At 67.3% G+C, this 14,371-nt stretch carries 13 protein-coding genes; 11 read left to right on the top strand and 2 right to left on the bottom strand.

Translation table 11 applies throughout. The features are described from left to right. The first annotated feature begins 3 nt into the window (after nucleotides 1–3). The gene (locus tag C4F17_RS15170) at nucleotides 4–942 is read left to right on the top strand and encodes a 2-hydroxyacid dehydrogenase (protein ID WP_106935788.1); all 939 of its coding nucleotides are present in this window, start codon (nucleotides 4–6) and stop codon (nucleotides 940–942) included. A 108-nt stretch (nucleotides 943–1,050) separates the two neighbouring features. Here C4F17_RS15170 and C4F17_RS15165 read toward each other — a convergent pair whose 3' ends face one another. Next, on the bottom strand, nucleotides 1,051–2,493 hold the full coding sequence (locus C4F17_RS15165; RefSeq protein WP_106935787.1) for an amidase: 1,443 nt from the start codon (nucleotides 2,491–2,493) through the stop codon (nucleotides 1,051–1,053). Between the two features lie 61 nt (nucleotides 2,494–2,554). Here C4F17_RS15165 and C4F17_RS15160 point away from each other — a divergent pair, with 61 nt between their 5' ends. The 10 genes from C4F17_RS15160 to C4F17_RS15110 all read left to right on the top strand — a co-directional run bounded on the left by C4F17_RS15160 (nucleotide 2,555) and on the right by C4F17_RS15110 (nucleotide 13,375). Beyond that, nucleotides 2,555–3,541 carry a LysR substrate-binding domain-containing protein gene (locus C4F17_RS15160; RefSeq protein ID WP_106935786.1) on the top strand — a complete coding sequence of 329 codons (987 nt, stop codon included), beginning with the start codon at nucleotides 2,555–2,557 and terminating at the stop codon, nucleotides 3,539–3,541. 174 nt (nucleotides 3,542–3,715) lie between these two features. Further along, nucleotides 3,716–5,188 (top strand): aspartate ammonia-lyase, encoded by a 1,473-nt coding sequence (locus tag C4F17_RS15155; RefSeq protein ID WP_081268382.1) that lies wholly within the window; start codon nucleotides 3,716–3,718, stop codon nucleotides 5,186–5,188. A 153-nt stretch (nucleotides 5,189–5,341) separates the two neighbouring features. Continuing rightward, entirely contained in the window at nucleotides 5,342–6,238 is an 897-nt protein-coding gene (locus C4F17_RS15150; protein WP_106935785.1) for a transporter substrate-binding domain-containing protein, read from the top strand. Between the two features lie 99 nt (nucleotides 6,239–6,337). Then, the gene (locus C4F17_RS15145) at nucleotides 6,338–7,096 is read left to right on the top strand and encodes an amino acid ABC transporter permease (protein ID WP_409194846.1); all 759 of its coding nucleotides are present in this window, start codon (nucleotides 6,338–6,340) and stop codon (nucleotides 7,094–7,096) included. A gap of 1 nt (nucleotide 7,097) precedes the next feature. Beyond that, nucleotides 7,098–7,766: an amino acid ABC transporter permease gene (locus C4F17_RS15140; RefSeq protein WP_172839857.1), complete on the top strand. Its 669-nt coding sequence runs from the start codon at nucleotides 7,098–7,100 to the stop codon at nucleotides 7,764–7,766. 148 nt (nucleotides 7,767–7,914) lie between these two features. After that, entirely contained in the window at nucleotides 7,915–8,652 is a 738-nt protein-coding gene (locus C4F17_RS15130; protein WP_081268420.1) for an amino acid ABC transporter ATP-binding protein, read from the top strand. Between the two features lie 102 nt (nucleotides 8,653–8,754). Further along, a complete protein-coding gene (locus C4F17_RS15125; protein ID WP_106935784.1) occupies nucleotides 8,755–9,681 on the top strand; it encodes a LysR substrate-binding domain-containing protein in 927 nt (308 codons plus the stop codon). 76 nt (nucleotides 9,682–9,757) lie between these two features. Continuing rightward, a complete protein-coding gene (gene tcuA, locus C4F17_RS15120; protein WP_106935783.1) occupies nucleotides 9,758–11,182 on the top strand; it encodes an FAD-dependent tricarballylate dehydrogenase TcuA in 1,425 nt (474 codons plus the stop codon). After that, the gene (tcuB, locus tag C4F17_RS15115) at nucleotides 11,169–12,353 is read left to right on the top strand and encodes a tricarballylate utilization 4Fe-4S protein TcuB (RefSeq protein ID WP_106935782.1); all 1,185 of its coding nucleotides are present in this window, start codon (nucleotides 11,169–11,171) and stop codon (nucleotides 12,351–12,353) included. Before tcuA ends, tcuB begins: the two co-directional genes overlap by 14 nt. 47 nt (nucleotides 12,354–12,400) lie before the next feature. Then, complete coding sequence (locus C4F17_RS15110) at nucleotides 12,401–13,375, top strand: Bug family tripartite tricarboxylate transporter substrate binding protein (RefSeq protein ID WP_106935781.1); 975 nt, start codon at nucleotides 12,401–12,403, stop codon at nucleotides 13,373–13,375. Between the two features lie 6 nt (nucleotides 13,376–13,381). Here the strand turns inward: C4F17_RS15110 and C4F17_RS15105 are convergent, their stop codons facing one another. Then, a complete protein-coding gene (locus tag C4F17_RS15105) occupies nucleotides 13,382–14,350 on the bottom strand; it encodes a nucleoside hydrolase (RefSeq protein WP_106935780.1) in 969 nt (322 codons plus the stop codon). Nucleotides 14,351–14,371: the final 21 nt, after the last annotated feature.

The raw sequence follows: 14,371 nt of genomic DNA, 5'->3' as shown, positions 1-14,371 counted from the left end.
TACGTGTCGACCAAGATTCCCCTGCTGGTGCTCAGCAGCCTCTCGAGCGCCCACCAGGCCCAGATCGGCGAGGTCTACGAAATGACCTACGCGTTCGGCGCGGCCGAGCGCGCAGCCGCCATTGCAGAGCACGGCAAGAAATTCCGCGCGGTGCTGACGATCGGCGTCATCGGCATCACGCCCGAGGAGATTGCGGCCATGCCGGCGGTGGAGCTGATCTGCTGCATGGGCGCGGGCTACGAAGGCTTGCCGCTCGAGCTGACGCGCGCGCGCGGCATCGTGACGGCCAACGGCGCCGGCACCAACGACGACTGCGTGGCCGACCACGCCTTCGGCCTGCTGATCAGCATCGTGCGCGAGTTCCGCAAGCTCGACCGGCTGTGCCGCGAAGGCGTGTGGCGCGAAGCCATCCCGCAGCCGCCGAAAGTGTCGGGCAAGAAGCTGGGCATCCTGGGGATGGGCACCATCGGCCAGCAGATCGCCAAGCGCGCCGCGGCCTTCGACATGGAGGTCGGCTATCACAACCGCAAGCCGAAGGAAGGCGTGGCGCAGCGCTACTTCGACGACCTGAAGTCGCTGGCCGCATGGGCAGACTTCCTGGTGCTGGCCGCGCCCGGCGGGCCGGCAACGAAGCACCTGGTCAATGCCGAAGTGCTCGACGCGCTGGGGCCGCAGGGCTACCTGGTGAACATCGGCCGCGGCAGCGTGGTCGACACCGACGCGCTGGCCGCGGCGCTGCGCGAGAACCGCATCGCCGGAGCCGGCCTCGATGTGTACGAGAGCGAGCCGAAGCGGCCGGAGCAGCTGGTCGGCCTGGACAACGTGCTGCTCACGCCGCACATGGCCGGATGGTCGCCCGAGGCGACTCAGAAGTCGGTGGACCATTTCCTTGCGAATGCCGAAGGGCACTTCGCGGGGCGCGGCGTGCTGACCCCAGTCTGATCTCTTGCTCCTTCCCCCTCTGGGGGAAGGTTGGGATGGGGGCGGGCAGTGCGCCTGCGGTGAGTGCCGCTTGCCCCCACCCCGGCCCTCCCCCGGAAGGGGAGGGAGTCAAGCCAATACCGGGGGGCGTTTGGCGCCCCAGCCGCATGCCAGGTCATACGCATGCCCCAGCCGCAGCACATCCAGATCCGCATGGATCGGCCCGGCAAGCTGCAGCCCCATCGGCAACCCGCCTTCCCCGAACCCCGCGCGCACATTCAGTGTCGGCAGCCCCGCCAGCGTGAACGGCGTGACGATCTCCATCCACCGGTGGTACGTGTCGCTCTTCACGCCGGCCACCTCGGCCGGCCAGTGCAGCTCGGCGTCGAACGGAAACACCTGCGCCGTCGGCGCCAGCACGAAGTCGAAGCGCTCGAACAGCTTGAGAAACGCGCGGTACACGTTCGAGCGGTAGTTCGAGGCCTGATAGAGCGAGGCCGCGTCGAGGTGCCGGCTCTGCTCTATTTCCCATTGCGCCTCGGGCTTGAGCTGCGCGAACAGCTTCGGGTCGCTCAGGTAGGCGCCCAGCTTGCCGCCCACCAGCAGTTGCCTCAGGCGCAGCCAGGCGCTCCAGTTGTGCTCGCGCGGCACGTCGAGCGTGCAGGGCTCGACCTCGCAGCCGATGTCGCGGAAGGTGCCGAGCGCCTTTTCGCCGAGCTCGCGCACGCCGGGCGCCAGCGGCAGGTCGGGCCAGATGCTGCCCAGCCAGCCGATGCGCAGGCCCTTGCCGTCGCCGTCGAGCTGCAGCGCTTCGGGCGAGGGCAGGGCGTGCGGCGACGACAGCGGCACCCGGCCGTCGAAGCCCGACTGCACCGCCAGCAGGCGCGCCGCGTCTTCCACGGTGCGCGCCATCGGGCCTTCGATGCCCAGTTGCTGGAAGAACAGCTCCTGCTCGGGGTCGCCGGGCACGCGTCCGCGCGAAGGCCGCATGCCGATCACGTTGTTGAAGGCGGCCGGGTTGCGCAGCGAGCCCATCATGTCGCTGCCGTCGGCCACGGGCACCATGCCCAGGGCCAGCGCCACGGCCGCGCCGCCGCTGCTGCCGCCCGCGCTGCGCTCGGGCGCATAGGCGTTGCGCGTGATGCCGAACACCGGGTTGTAGGTGTGCGAGCCGAGCCCGAACTCGGGCGTGTTGGTCTTGCCGATGACGATGGCGCCGGCGGCCCTTGCGCGGGCCACGTGCAGGCTGTCGGTGCGCGCCGGCGAGCGCGGCGACAGCGGCGAGCCCATCGAGGTCGGCAGCCCGGCGGCGTGGCTCAGGTCCTTCACCGCGAGCGGAAAGCCGTGCATCCAGCCGCGCCGTTCGCCGCGCGCCAGCTCGGCATCGCGCTCGTCGGCCTCCGCCAGCGACAGCGCCGGATCGCGCAGCGACACGATGGCGTTGAAGCGCGGATTCAGCGCCTCGATGCGCGCCAGCGAGGCGGCCATCAGCTCGCGGCAGGACACGTCGCGCGCGGCGATGCGGCGGGAGAGTTCGGTGGCGCTGAGGTCGAGCAGGTCGGCTGAAGGCATGGCGAGTGCGGGAAAAGGAGGGGGCGCCCAGTATGGCGCGGCGCTCGCATAATCGCCGCGTATGGAAACAAAGTGGCTCGAAGACTTCATCAGCCTTGCGGAAACGCGCAGCTTCAGCCGCTCGGCCCAGTTGAGGCATGTAACCCAGCCGGCGTTCTCGCGCCGCATCCAGGCGCTCGAAGGCTGGGCCGGCACCGACCTGGTCGACCGCAGCTCGTACCCGACGCGCCTCACGCCCGCGGGGCAGACGCTCTACAGCCAGGCCATCGAGATGCTGCAGTCGCTGCAGAGCACGCGCGCCATGCTGCGCGGCCATTCGGCCGCCGGGCAGGACGTGATCGAGTTCGCGGTGCCGCACACGCTGGCCTTCACCTTCTTCCCGGCCTGGGTCACGTCGCTGCGCGAGCACTTCGGCCCCATGAAGAGCCGGCTCATCGCGCTCAACGTGCATGACGCGGTGCTGCGGCTGGTGGAGGGCAGCTGCGACCTGCTGATCGCCTACCACCACCCCTCGCAGCCGCTGCAGCTGGACGCCAACAAGTACGAGATGGTGAGCCTGGGCGAGGAAACCGTCGCCCCCTGGGTCAAGGCCGACGCCGACGGCGCGCCGCGCTACCGGCTGCCGGGCCGCCCCGGCCAGCCGCTGCCTTACCTGGGCTATGCGCCGGGCGCCTACCTGGGGCGCGTCGTCGACCAGCTGCTGAAGGAGTCGGGCACGGCCATCCACCTCGACCGCGTCTATGAAACCGACATGGCCGAGGGCCTGAAGGTGATGGCGCTGGAGGGCCACGGCATCGCCTTCCTGCCGCAGAGCGCGGTGCGCAAGGAGATCAAGGCGCGCAAGCTGGTGAGTGCGCTGCCGCCCGAGATCGACAGCCTGGAGGCGACGATGGAAATCCGCGCCTACCGCGAGCGGCCGAGCGCACCGGCGCCGGTCAAGGGCGCATCCGGCCGCGCCGCCAAGTCGTCGTCGCTCGACAGCATGCAGCCCAAGGGCACGGCGGACGCGCTGTGGTCCTACCTTGTCGGCACCCAGCCGCCGCACTGACTGCGTTTTGTGCACCGCACAATCTATAAATGACGCGCATGACCGTCCCCGCAAACGGCATTGGCACGGCGGAGCCCGGGCCACTACAGTCGCGGCAGTTTTTTAACGCCGCTGTCACAAGCAAGCTTTACGGCACGCGCCACCCGCGTGCTTTTTTTTAGCCGAGGAACCTGTATGAGCACCAATTTCAGGACCGAACACGACTTCCTCGGCGAAAAGCAGATTCCAGCCGCCGCCTATTGGGGCGTGCACACGGCGCGGGCCGTCGAGAACTTCGCCATCTCCGGCACCCGCATCTCGGCCATGCCCGACCTGGTGCGCGCGCTGGCCTACGTGAAGAAGGCCGCCACCCGCGCCAATGCCGACCTCGGCGCCATCGACCGCGACCGCGCCGCCGCCATCATCCTGGCGTGCGAGGACGTCATCGACGGCAAGCTGCTCGACGAGTTCGTGGTCGACGTCATCCAGGGCGGCGCCGGCACCTCCACCAACATGAACGCCAACGAGGTCATCTGCAACCTCGCGCTGGAAAAGCTGGGCCACGAGAAGGCGCGCTACGACGTGCTGCACCCGAACGACCACGTCAACGCCTCGCAGAGCACCAACGACGTGTACCCCACCGCCGTGCGGCTGGCGCTGTGGTTCGCCATCGGCAGGCTGCTGGAGTCGATGGCCTCGCTGCGCCGCGCGTTCGAGGCCAAGGCGCTCGAATTCAAGGACATCCTCAAGATCGGCCGCACCCAGCTGCAGGACGCCGTGCCCATGACGCTGGGCCAGGAGTTCCTGACCTACGCCATCATGATCGGCGAGGACGAGGAGCGGCTCGGCGAGGCACGCGCGCTCATCGAGGAAATCAACCTCGGCGCCACCGCCATCGGCACCGGCATCAACGCACCGCACGGCTACGCCAACCTCGCATGCCAGTACCTGGCCGAGCAGACCGGCGTGCCGCTCAAGCAGGCCGCCAACCTCATCGAGGCCACGCAGGACACGGGCGCCTTCGTGCAGCTGTCGGGCGTGCTCAAGCGCGTGGCCACCAAGCTCAGCAAGACCTGTAACGACCTGCGCCTGCTCTCCAGCGGCCCGCAGGCCGGCTTCGGCGAGATCCGGCTGCCGGCGCGGCAGGCGGGCTCGTCGATCATGCCGGGCAAGGTCAACCCGGTGATCCCGGAAGTCATGAACCAGGTGGCCTTCGAGGTCATCGGCAACGACATCACGGTCACCATGGCCTCGGAGGCCGGCCAGCTGCAGCTCAATGCCTTCGAGCCGATCATGGGCTGGAGCCTGTTCAAGAGCATCCAGCACCTGAGCCGGGCCTGCAACACCCTGCAGAAGAACTGCGTCGAGGGCATCGAGGCCAACCGGGAGTTCCTTGCCAGGCAGGTGCGCGCGTCGGTCACGCTGGTCACGGCGCTCAATCCGCTCATCGGCTACGAGAAGGCCGCGCTCATCGCCAAGACCGCGCTGGCCACCGGCGGGCCTATCGACCTGGTGGCCGAGTCGCTGGGCATCATGACCCGCGCCGAGATGGAAGCGCTGCTCGTGCCGGAAAACCTGACGCAACCTGTAAGATTGTCAGCATCTGTTTCCGCCGCGGCCATGCCGACGGGCACGGAGGCTGCTAATCAATTGCCTCCGGCGCCATGACGGGTCTCATGCACCAGACGGGCGCCCGCTCCTGCGCGAAAGCACTGGGTTCAGTGCACCGTGCACCGGGGTGGTTACCAATGCGCCCAACAACAGTGTGTGTCTAGAATTTCGATGTATTTCTTTCTGTTCAATTTCCCAAGGAGTTTTCTGATGAAAAAGCAATTGCTCGCGCTGGCCGTGACGGCATTCGTGGCATCCGGCGCCTTCGCGCAGGCCACCGATACCCTCGCCAAGATCAAGGAGCGCGGTGCAGTGAACCTGGGTGTTCGCGATTCGTCCGGCCTGGCCTACACGCTGGGCGGCGGCAAGTACGTCGGCTTCCACACTGAAATGGCCGAGAACATCATCAAGGACCTGAGCAAGGACCTCGGCAAGCCGCTGACCGTCAACTACCAGGTCATCACCTCGCAGAACCGCGTGCCGCTGGTGCAGAACGGCACCATCGACTTCGAGTGCGGCTCCACCACCAACAACACGGCCCGCCAGAAGGACGTCGACTTCGCCTACACCACCTACGTGGAAGAAGTGCGCATCCTCACCAAGGCCAATTCGGGCATCAACGGCATCGCCGACCTGAAGGGCAAGGTCGTGGCCACCACCACCGGCACCACTTCCGTCCAGACGCTGCGCAAGAACAAGCGCGCCGAAGGCGTCGACTTCAAGGAAGTCATGGGCAAGGACCACGCCGACAGCTTCCTGCTGCTCGAGTCGGGCCGCGCCGACGCGTTCGTGATGGACGGTTCCATCCTGGCCGCCAACGCCGCCAAGTCGAAGAACCCCAAGGACTTCAAGATCGTCGGCGAAGTGCTGTCGGTCGAGCCCATCGCCTGCATGCTGCCCAAGGGCGACGCCAAGCTGAAGAAGGCCGTCGACGACAGCATCGTGCGCCAGATCAAGGACGGTTCGCTCGCCAAGCTGTACGACAAGTGGTTCACCCAGCCGATCCCGCCGAACAACGTCAACCTGAACATGCCGGTGTCGGAAGGTACCAAGGCCGCCTGGGCCAGCCCGAACGACAAGCCCATGGAAGCCTACGCCCCCAAGTAAGGCGGCGCCAGACCTGAAAAAGCCAAGCCCGCGCGGCACCCTGCCGACGCGGGCTTTTCGATGCAATGGGCGCGGGCCCTTACCCGCGAAGGAGGATGGATGCTGAACCTGGACATGTCGGTCTTTTGCCAGGACACGCTCACCAATGAAGTGGTCGCAAGCTGCTTTGCGCGAGGAGCGGACCAGACCTATCTGCAATGGATGCTGAACGCCTGGGGCTGGACCGTGGGCGTGTCGCTCTCGGCCCTGCTCGTGGCGCTCGTCGTGGGCTCGATCATCGGCACGCTGCGAACGCTCCCCGACAGTCCCTGGCTGGTTCGGCTCGGCAACGCATGGGTGGAGCTGTTCCGCAACATCCCGTTGCTGGTCCAGGTGTTCATCTGGTACTTCGTGCTGCCGAAGATCATTCCGCCCATGCGCGACCTGCCGCCGTTCGTGCTGGTGGTCTGTGCGCTGGGCTTCTTCACGTCCGCGCGTATCGCCGAGCAGTTGCGCTCGGGCATCCAGGCGCTTCCGCGCGGCCAGCGCTACGCGGGCATGGCCGTGGGCTTCACGACGCCGCAGTACTACCGCTTCGTGCTGCTGCCGATGGCGTACCGGATCATCATGCCGCCGCTGACCAGCGAGTCGATGAACATCTTCAAGAACTCGTCGGTGGCCTTCGCGGTGTCCATTCCCGAGCTCACGCAGTTCTACCTGCAGGCCGGTGAAGAGACCTCGGCGCAGATCCCGATCTACATCGGCGTGATCGCTCTCTACGTCATCAGCGCCATGCTGGTGAACCGCATCCTGACTTTCATCGAGCGCAAGGTGCGCGTGCCGGGCTTCGTTGCCGCCGGCGGCACGGGAGGCCACTGACATGATGAATCTCGACTTTTCCTTCTACAACTGGAGCCTGATCAGCACCTATGTGCTGAAGGGCTTCTACTTCAGCGTGATCCTGACGGTGGTGGCCACGCTGGGCGGCATCTTCTTCGGCACCCTGCTTGCGCTCATGCGCCTGTCGGGCAAGAAGTGGCTGGACTTTCCCGCGGCCGCCTACGTCAACGGCATGCGCTCCGTGCCGCTGGTGATGGTGATCCTGGGCTTCTTCCTGCTGGTGCCGTTCATCATCGGGCGGCCCATCGGGGCGGAGACCTCGGCGGTCATCACCTTCGTCTGCTTCGAGGCCGCCTATTTTTCCGAGATCATGCGTGCCGGCATCCAGTCGATCCCGCGCGGTCAGGTCTCCGCCGGCATGGCCGTGGGCATGACCTACGGCCAGAACATGAAGCTGGTGATCCTGCCCCAGGCGTTCCGGAACATGCTGCCGGTGCTGCTCACGCAGACCATCATCCTTTTCCAGGATACGTCGCTGGTCTACGCCATCGGCGCGTACGACATGCTCAAGGGCTTCGAGACCGCCGGCAAGAACTTCGGGCGGCCGGAAGAGGCCTACCTGCTGGCGGCCGTCGTCTATTTCGTCATGTGCTATGCCCTTTCCTGGCTGGTGAAGCGCCTGCACAAGAAAATCGCCATCATCAGATGACCCCCAGTCTTCGCGCACTTCGTGTCGCTTCGCCAACGCCCTTCCAGGGGGCAACGCCGGTGGCCCGGCAAAGCCGGTTCCACGGCGTTTCCCCGACTGCATTCGGTGCGATGAACCTGCTCACAGGAGTTTGAAAATGTCCGAAAAAATGATCGAAATCAAGAACGTATCCAAGTGGTACGGCCCGGTGCAGGTGCTCAACGACTGCTCCGTCAACATCTCCAAGGGCGACGTGGTCGTCGTCTGCGGCCCCTCGGGGTCCGGCAAGTCCACGCTCATCAAGACCGTGAACGCGCTGGAGCCCTTCCAGAAGGGCGAGATCACCGTCAACGGCATCCCGTTGCACGACCCCAAGACCAACCTGCCCAAGCTGCGCTCCAAGGTCGGCATGGTGTTCCAGCACTTCGAGCTGTTCCCGCACCTGTCGGTGACCGAGAACCTCACGATCGCGCAGATCAAGGTGCTTGGCCGCTCGCCCGACGAAGCCAAGACCCGCGGCCTGAAGATGCTCGACCGCGTGGGCCTGATGGCGCACAAGGACAAGTTCCCGGGCCAGCTCTCGGGCGGCCAGCAGCAGCGCGTGGCCATTGCCCGCGCGCTGTCGATGGACCCGATCGTGATGCTGTTCGACGAACCCACCTCGGCGCTCGACCCCGAGATGGTCGGCGAAGTGCTCGACGTGATGGTGGCCCTGGCCAAGGAAGGCATGACCATGATGGTGGTCACGCACGAAATGGCCTTCGCCCGCAAGGTGGCCAGCCGCGTGATCTTCATCGACGTGGGCGGCCGCATCCTGGAAGACTGCCCGAAGGACGAGTTCTTCGGACACCCGGAGAACCGCCAGCCGCGCACCAAGGACTTCCTCAACAAGATCCTGCAGCACTGATCCGCCGCGCAGGAAAGACAAGCCACGTTGTTCCGCAGCGTGGCTTTTTTCATTGCGCGATGACTTCTTCGATGCCCGGCCCTCGACTGCCGGCCCCTTGCGATGGAACTCCGCCAACTCCGCTATTTCGTGAAAGTCTGCGAACTGCGCAGCATGGGCCGCGCGGCCATCGAGCTCGGCGTGGTGACATCGGCGCTGAGTCAGCAGATCAGCCGCCTGGAGGGCGAGCTCAGCACCCGGCTGCTTCAACGCAGCAGCACCGGCGTCATTCCCACCGACGCCGGCGTGGCCTTCCTGCAGCAGGCCCAGCTCACGCTCCGCCATGCCGACGAGGCCGTGCGCGCGGCGCAGCAGGCACGCCTTTCCGGCCATGTGAGCGTGGGCCTGGCGCCAACCACCGCCTCCGTGCTCGGGTTGCCGCTGATCCGGGAAATGCGTGCGCGCTACCCCGACGTGCGGCTGCATCTGGTGGAGTCGCTGTCGGGCAACCTGGCCAGCATGCTGCAGTCTCGCCAGCTCGACCTGGCCGTGCTGTTCGAGACCGCCACGCCGCGCCGCTGGAGCATCGAGCCGCTGCTCGATGAAAAGCTCTTCGTCCTCGCGGCCGTCGGCCTGGCGCAGCGCCCGCCGGGTCCGAAGGTGCGGCTGGCGCAGCTGGCCGGCGTCCCGCTCATCATGCCCAGCGCCGGGCACGGCCTGCGTGCCAGCCTCACTTCCGCTTTCGCCCGTGCCCGCATCGAGCCGTTGGTGGTGGCCGAGATCGACGGCCTGGCGCTGCTGATGGACGCCGTGCGCGCCGGCCTGGGCGCCACCATCCAGCCCGGTGCCGCCATCGCGCGGCAGCCGGCGGACGATGTGCTCAGCAGCCAGATCACCGACAACCACGTGGGCCGGCGCAGCCTGCTGGTCAGCCTGTCGGACGACGAACTGTCGCCGGCCGCGCTGGCCACCCGGGTGGTGATGGCCGACACCGCGCGCATGCTGGTGCGCGAAGGCCGCTGGGCTGGCGCGAGTCTTCTCGAAAACTGAACACCTGTTGCCCGATCCGGCCTGTCGCCTGAAGGGTGGCCTGCCTACAGTCTCCCGACCCACAAGGAGACGAGAAGTGAGCGATGAACAGGTCGATGTGCTGGTCGTAGGCGGCGGCAATGCCGCGCTTTGCGCCGCGCTGATGGCACGCGAGGCGGGCGCCAGCGTCCTGCTGCTCGAAGCCGCGCCCAAGGCGTGGCGCGGCGGCAATTCGCAGCACACGCGCAACCTGCGCTGCATGCACGACGGTCCCCAGGACGTACTCGTGGAGGCCTACCCCGAAGAAGAATACTGGCAGGACCTGCTCAAGGTGACCGGCGGCCTGACCGACGAACACCTGGCCCGGCTGGTCATCCGTGCTTCGTCGAATTGCCGCGACTGGATGCGCAGCCACGGCGTGCACTTCCAGCCGCCTCTCTCCGGCGCACTGCATGTGGCGCGCACCAACGCCTTCTTCATGGGTGGCGGCAAGGCGCTGGTGAACGCCTATTACCGCAGCGCCGAGCGCCTCGGGGTGCGGATCCGCTATGAGACGCCCGTGGCTTCGGTGGAGCTCGACGGCCTGCGCTTCACCGCGGTGCGCACCGAGGGCGGTGAACGGATCGCCGCGAGAAGCTGCGTGCTCGCGGCAGGCGGGTTCGAGTCGAACCGTGAATGGCTGCGCGAGGCCTGGGGCCGCAACGAACGCGGCGAATGGCCGGCGGACAACTTCCTGATCCGCGGAACCCGCTTCAACCAGGGCGTCCTGCTCAGGCAGTTGATCGATGCCGGCGCGGACTCCGTCGGTGATCCCTCGCAGGGCCACATGGTGGCCATCGACGCCCGCGCGCCCCTCTACGACGGCGGCATCTGCACCCGCATCGATTGCGTGTCGCTGGGCGTGGTCGTCAACCGAGAGGCCCGCCGCTTCTACGACGAAGGCGAAGACTTCTGGCCCAAGCGCTATGCCATCTGGGGGCGGCTGGTAGCCCAGCAGCCGGGACAGATGGGCTATTCCATCATCGACCAGAAGGCGGTGGGCCGCTTCATGCCTCCCGTGTTTCCGGGCGCGGTCGCCGACACGCTGCCCGAGCTGGCACGCCTGCTCGGCCTGGACGAGGCGACCTTCCTGCGCACCATTGCCGACTACAACGCCGCCTGCCGTGTCGGCCGCTTCGACCACACGGCCCTCGATGACTGCCATACCGAAGGGCTGTCGCCCGCCAAGACCCACTGGGCGCGGCCCATCGACACCGCGCCCTTCCACGCCTACCCGCTGCGCCCCGGCATCACCTTCACCTACCTGGGCCTGAAGGTGGATGACACCGCCGCCGTGCGCTTTGGCGACCGGCCCAGCCCCAACCTCTTCGTGGCCGGCGAAATGATGGCCGGCAACGTGCTCGGCAAGGGCTACACCGCCGGCGTCGGCATGAGCATCGGCACCGCCTTCGGCCGCATTGCCGGCACGCAGGCCGCGGCCGCGGTCCTGAAGCAGAAAGAAATCCACCATGCAAACGCTTGAAGCCCTGGCACGCGAGGCGGGGTCGCTCGCGGAAGGTCCGCGCCGTGTCATTCCCATTCTTTCGGGCGCTGAGAGCGAGGTCGGCCGGCAGATGCAGATCTGCAATGCCTGCCGCTACTGCGAGGGCTTCTGTGCCGTGTTCCCGGCCATGACGCGCCGGCTCGAATTCGGCAAGGCCGACATCCACTTCCTGGCCAACCTCTGCCACAACTGCGGCGCCTGCCTGCATGCCTGCCAGTACGCGCCGCCGCACGAGTTTGCCGTCAACGTGCCAAGGGCCATGGCCGAGGTCCGCGGCCAGACCTACATGGACTACGCCTGGCCGCCCGCGCTCGGCGCGCTCTACCAACGCAACGGGCTCACGCTTTCGCTGGCCCTGGCCGGCGCGCTGGCGCTGTTCCTGGCGCTCGCCGTGGCAATGAAGGGCGGGCTGTGGGGAACGGCGCCGGGCGAAAACTTCTACAGCGTGTTTCCGCACAACCTGCTGGTCGCCCTGTTCGCCCCGGTGTTCCTGTTCGCAACCCTGGCGCTGGCCATGGGCGTGCGGCGCTTCTGGCGCGACATCACGCCCGCCACCAGCGGCGCGCCGCTGAACGGGCCCGCCGCGGCGGAAGCCGCCGACGCGGCACTGCGCCTCAGGTATCTGGACGGCGGCCACGGCGACGGTTGCCACAACGAAGACGACGCCTACACGCTGGCACGCAGGCGCTTTCACCATCTCACCTTCTACGGCTTCATGCTGTGCTTCGCGGCCACCGGCGTGGCCACGCTGTATCACTACGCCTTCGGCTGGGCCGCCCCCTACGCCTTGCCCAGCCCGCCGAAGCTGCTGGGCGTTGCCGGCGGCATCAGCCTGATGCTCGGCACCGCCGGCTTGTGGCACCTGAACCGCAAGCGGCATCCGCTGCACGGCGACCCGGCTCAAAAGCCCATGGACCTGGGCTTCATTGCGCTGTTGTTCCTCACCAGCGCCAGTGGCCTGGCCCTGTGGCTCGGCCGCGGCACCCCCGCCCTGGCCCTGCTGCTGTGCGTGCATCTGGGTGCCGTGATGGCGCTGTTCGCCACCATGCCCTACGGCAAGTTCGGCCACGGCATCTTCCGCAGCGCCGCCTTGCTGCGCCATGCCGTCGAGAAGCGCCTGCCAAACCCCGTCGGCCTCGGCTCGGACTGACGGGCAACACGACAAAACGACAACACGACAACCCCAAGGAGACTCCGATGAAAAAGCGACAACTTCTGCACCTCGCGGCCCTGGCCGCCACCTTCTTCCTGGCAGGGCATGCGCAGGCACAAGACTTTCCGCCGAAGAAGCCAGTCACCCTGGTGGTCGGCTTCGCACCGGGCGGCGCGGCGGACGCCGCCGCACGCCTGATCGCCAGGAAGCTCGGCGAAGACATCGGCCAGACGGTGATCGTCGACAACAAGGCGGGCGCGGGCGGCAACATCGCCCACCAGTACGTGGCCACGGGGCCCGCCGACGGCTCGATGCTGCTGCTCGGCTCCGTCGGGCCGCTGACCATCGCCCCGCATGTCATGAAGGTGAGCTACGACCCGTTCAAGGACCTGGCCGCGGTTTCCGGCGGCGTCAACTTTCCCAACGTGCTGGTGGTGCACAAGGGCCTGGGCGTGAAGACCCTGGCCGAGTTCGTGGCCCTGTCGAAGAAGAAACCCGGCAGCGTCGACTTCGCCTCGACCGGTGCCGGCTCCGCGTCCCATCTGGCCGGAGAACTGTTCAACCAGCGAGCCGGCATCGACATGGTGCATGTGCCTTACAAAGGCGGCGCCCCGGCCCTGCAAGACTTGCTGGGCCAGCGCATCGCCTCGTATTTTTCGGCGCCGCCGACTGCATTGCCGCAGATCGAGGCCGGCAATCTGGTTCCGCTGGCCAGCACGGGCCTGAGCCGCCCGGCCTACATGCCCAACATCCCGACGGTGGCGGAGTCGGGCTACCCCGGCTTCGAAGCCCTCAACTGGTATGCCTTCATGGCACCCGGCAAGACGCCCGCGGCCCTGCTGGATCGCTGGAACCATGCCATCGTCAAGGTGCTGGCCGATCCTGGCGTGAAGGAAGCGCTGAACAAGCACGGCCTGACCCCGCAGCCGACCACCCGCGCCGAGCTCACCGACTTCATGAGGAAAGAGGATTCCAAATGGAGCGCGATCGTGCGCGACCGCAAGATCACCGCGAACTGACCGGACTCAAGGCAGCCGCGCGATGTGTTCCGTCAGCAGGTCGAAGAAGCCCTGCGCATCGCCGTCGATGATCCAGTTCGCGTTGGCCGGCCGGCGCAGGCTGCCATGCCAGTCGGCCACCGTTTGCCCGAAGCCCATGCCCTCGCGGCTGTCGATCTCCACGTGGATGCGCCGGCCCCTGAACAGCGAAGGCTGCAGCAGGTAGGCCGTGACCGTGGCATCGTGCACCGGTCCGCCGGGCATGTCGTAGTGCTTCATTTCCTGCGGCGCGTAGGCGTCCAGGATGTCCGCGACGATCGCGCCGGCGCGGTTGCCCAGCTTGCGCAGCCGCGCGATGCGCTCGTCGCTCGTGAGGATCTTGTGCGTCACGTCCAGCGGCAGCATGGTGATCGGCACGCCGCTCGCGAGCACCGCCTCGGCCGCGTGCGGGTCGGCGAACACGTTGAACTCGGCCACGGGCGTGATGTTGCCGCCATTGAAATGCGCGCCGGCCATCAGCACCAGTTCGCGCAGGCCGCGCACGATGTCGGGTGCCTGTTCCAGCGCCAGCGCAAGGTTGGTCTGCGGGCCGAGCATGACCAGCGTCACGCTTTTCTCCGGCGCGGCGCGCAAGGTGCGAACGAGGTAGTCGACCGCGCTGCCTTCCGCCAGCGGCGCCGCGGGCTCGTACACGTCGACGCCGGTGAGGCCTTCGCGCCCGTGGATGTTGGCCGCGTAGATCGGCGTGCGCTTCAGCGGCCGCTGCGCGCCCGCGTAGACCGCAATGTCCGGCCGCCCGGCCCACTCGCACGCCAAGCGCGCATTGCGCGAAGTCTTGGCCAGCGGCACGTTGCCGGCCACGGTGGTCAGCGCCTGGATGTTCAGCCGCTCGGGCGCGGCCATCGCGAAGAGCAGCGCGATCACGTCGTCGGCGCCGGGGTCCGTGTCGATGATGAGCGTGTGACGTGCAGTGTTTATGGAATTCGGCGGCGGCATGAAAAGGGCTCCTGGCGGGCG

Origin of the sequence: Variovorax sp. PMC12 (assembly GCF_003019815.1) — a bacterium.
Lineage (GTDB): Bacteria > Pseudomonadota > Gammaproteobacteria > Burkholderiales > Burkholderiaceae_C > Variovorax.
This window is presented reverse-complemented; position numbering and strand designations above follow the sequence as displayed.

Bases quoted from the DNA above. Each gene is read 5' to 3' on its own strand.
- C4F17_RS15165 (WP_106935787.1), bottom strand. From the start codon at position 2,493: ATGCCTTCAGCCGACCTGCTCGACCTCAGCGCCACCGAACTCTCCCGC.
- C4F17_RS15160 (WP_106935786.1), top strand. From the start codon at position 2,555: ATGGAAACAAAGTGGCTCGAAGACTTCATCAGCCTTGCGGAAACGCGC.
- C4F17_RS15155 (WP_081268382.1), top strand. From the start codon at position 3,716: ATGAGCACCAATTTCAGGACCGAACACGACTTCCTCGGCGAAAAGCAG.
- C4F17_RS15150 (WP_106935785.1), top strand. From the start codon at position 5,342: ATGAAAAAGCAATTGCTCGCGCTGGCCGTGACGGCATTCGTGGCATCC.
- C4F17_RS15145 (WP_409194846.1), top strand. From the start codon at position 6,338: ATGCTGAACCTGGACATGTCGGTCTTTTGCCAGGACACGCTCACCAAT.
- C4F17_RS15140 (WP_172839857.1), top strand. From the start codon at position 7,098: ATGATGAATCTCGACTTTTCCTTCTACAACTGGAGCCTGATCAGCACC.
- C4F17_RS15130 (WP_081268420.1), top strand. From the start codon at position 7,915: ATGATCGAAATCAAGAACGTATCCAAGTGGTACGGCCCGGTGCAGGTG.
- C4F17_RS15125 (WP_106935784.1), top strand. From the start codon at position 8,755: ATGGAACTCCGCCAACTCCGCTATTTCGTGAAAGTCTGCGAACTGCGC.
- tcuB (WP_106935782.1), top strand. From the start codon at position 11,169: ATGCAAACGCTTGAAGCCCTGGCACGCGAGGCGGGGTCGCTCGCGGAA.
- C4F17_RS15110 (WP_106935781.1), top strand. From the start codon at position 12,401: ATGAAAAAGCGACAACTTCTGCACCTCGCGGCCCTGGCCGCCACCTTC.
- C4F17_RS15105 (WP_106935780.1), bottom strand. From the start codon at position 14,350: ATGCCGCCGCCGAATTCCATAAACACTGCACGTCACACGCTCATCATC.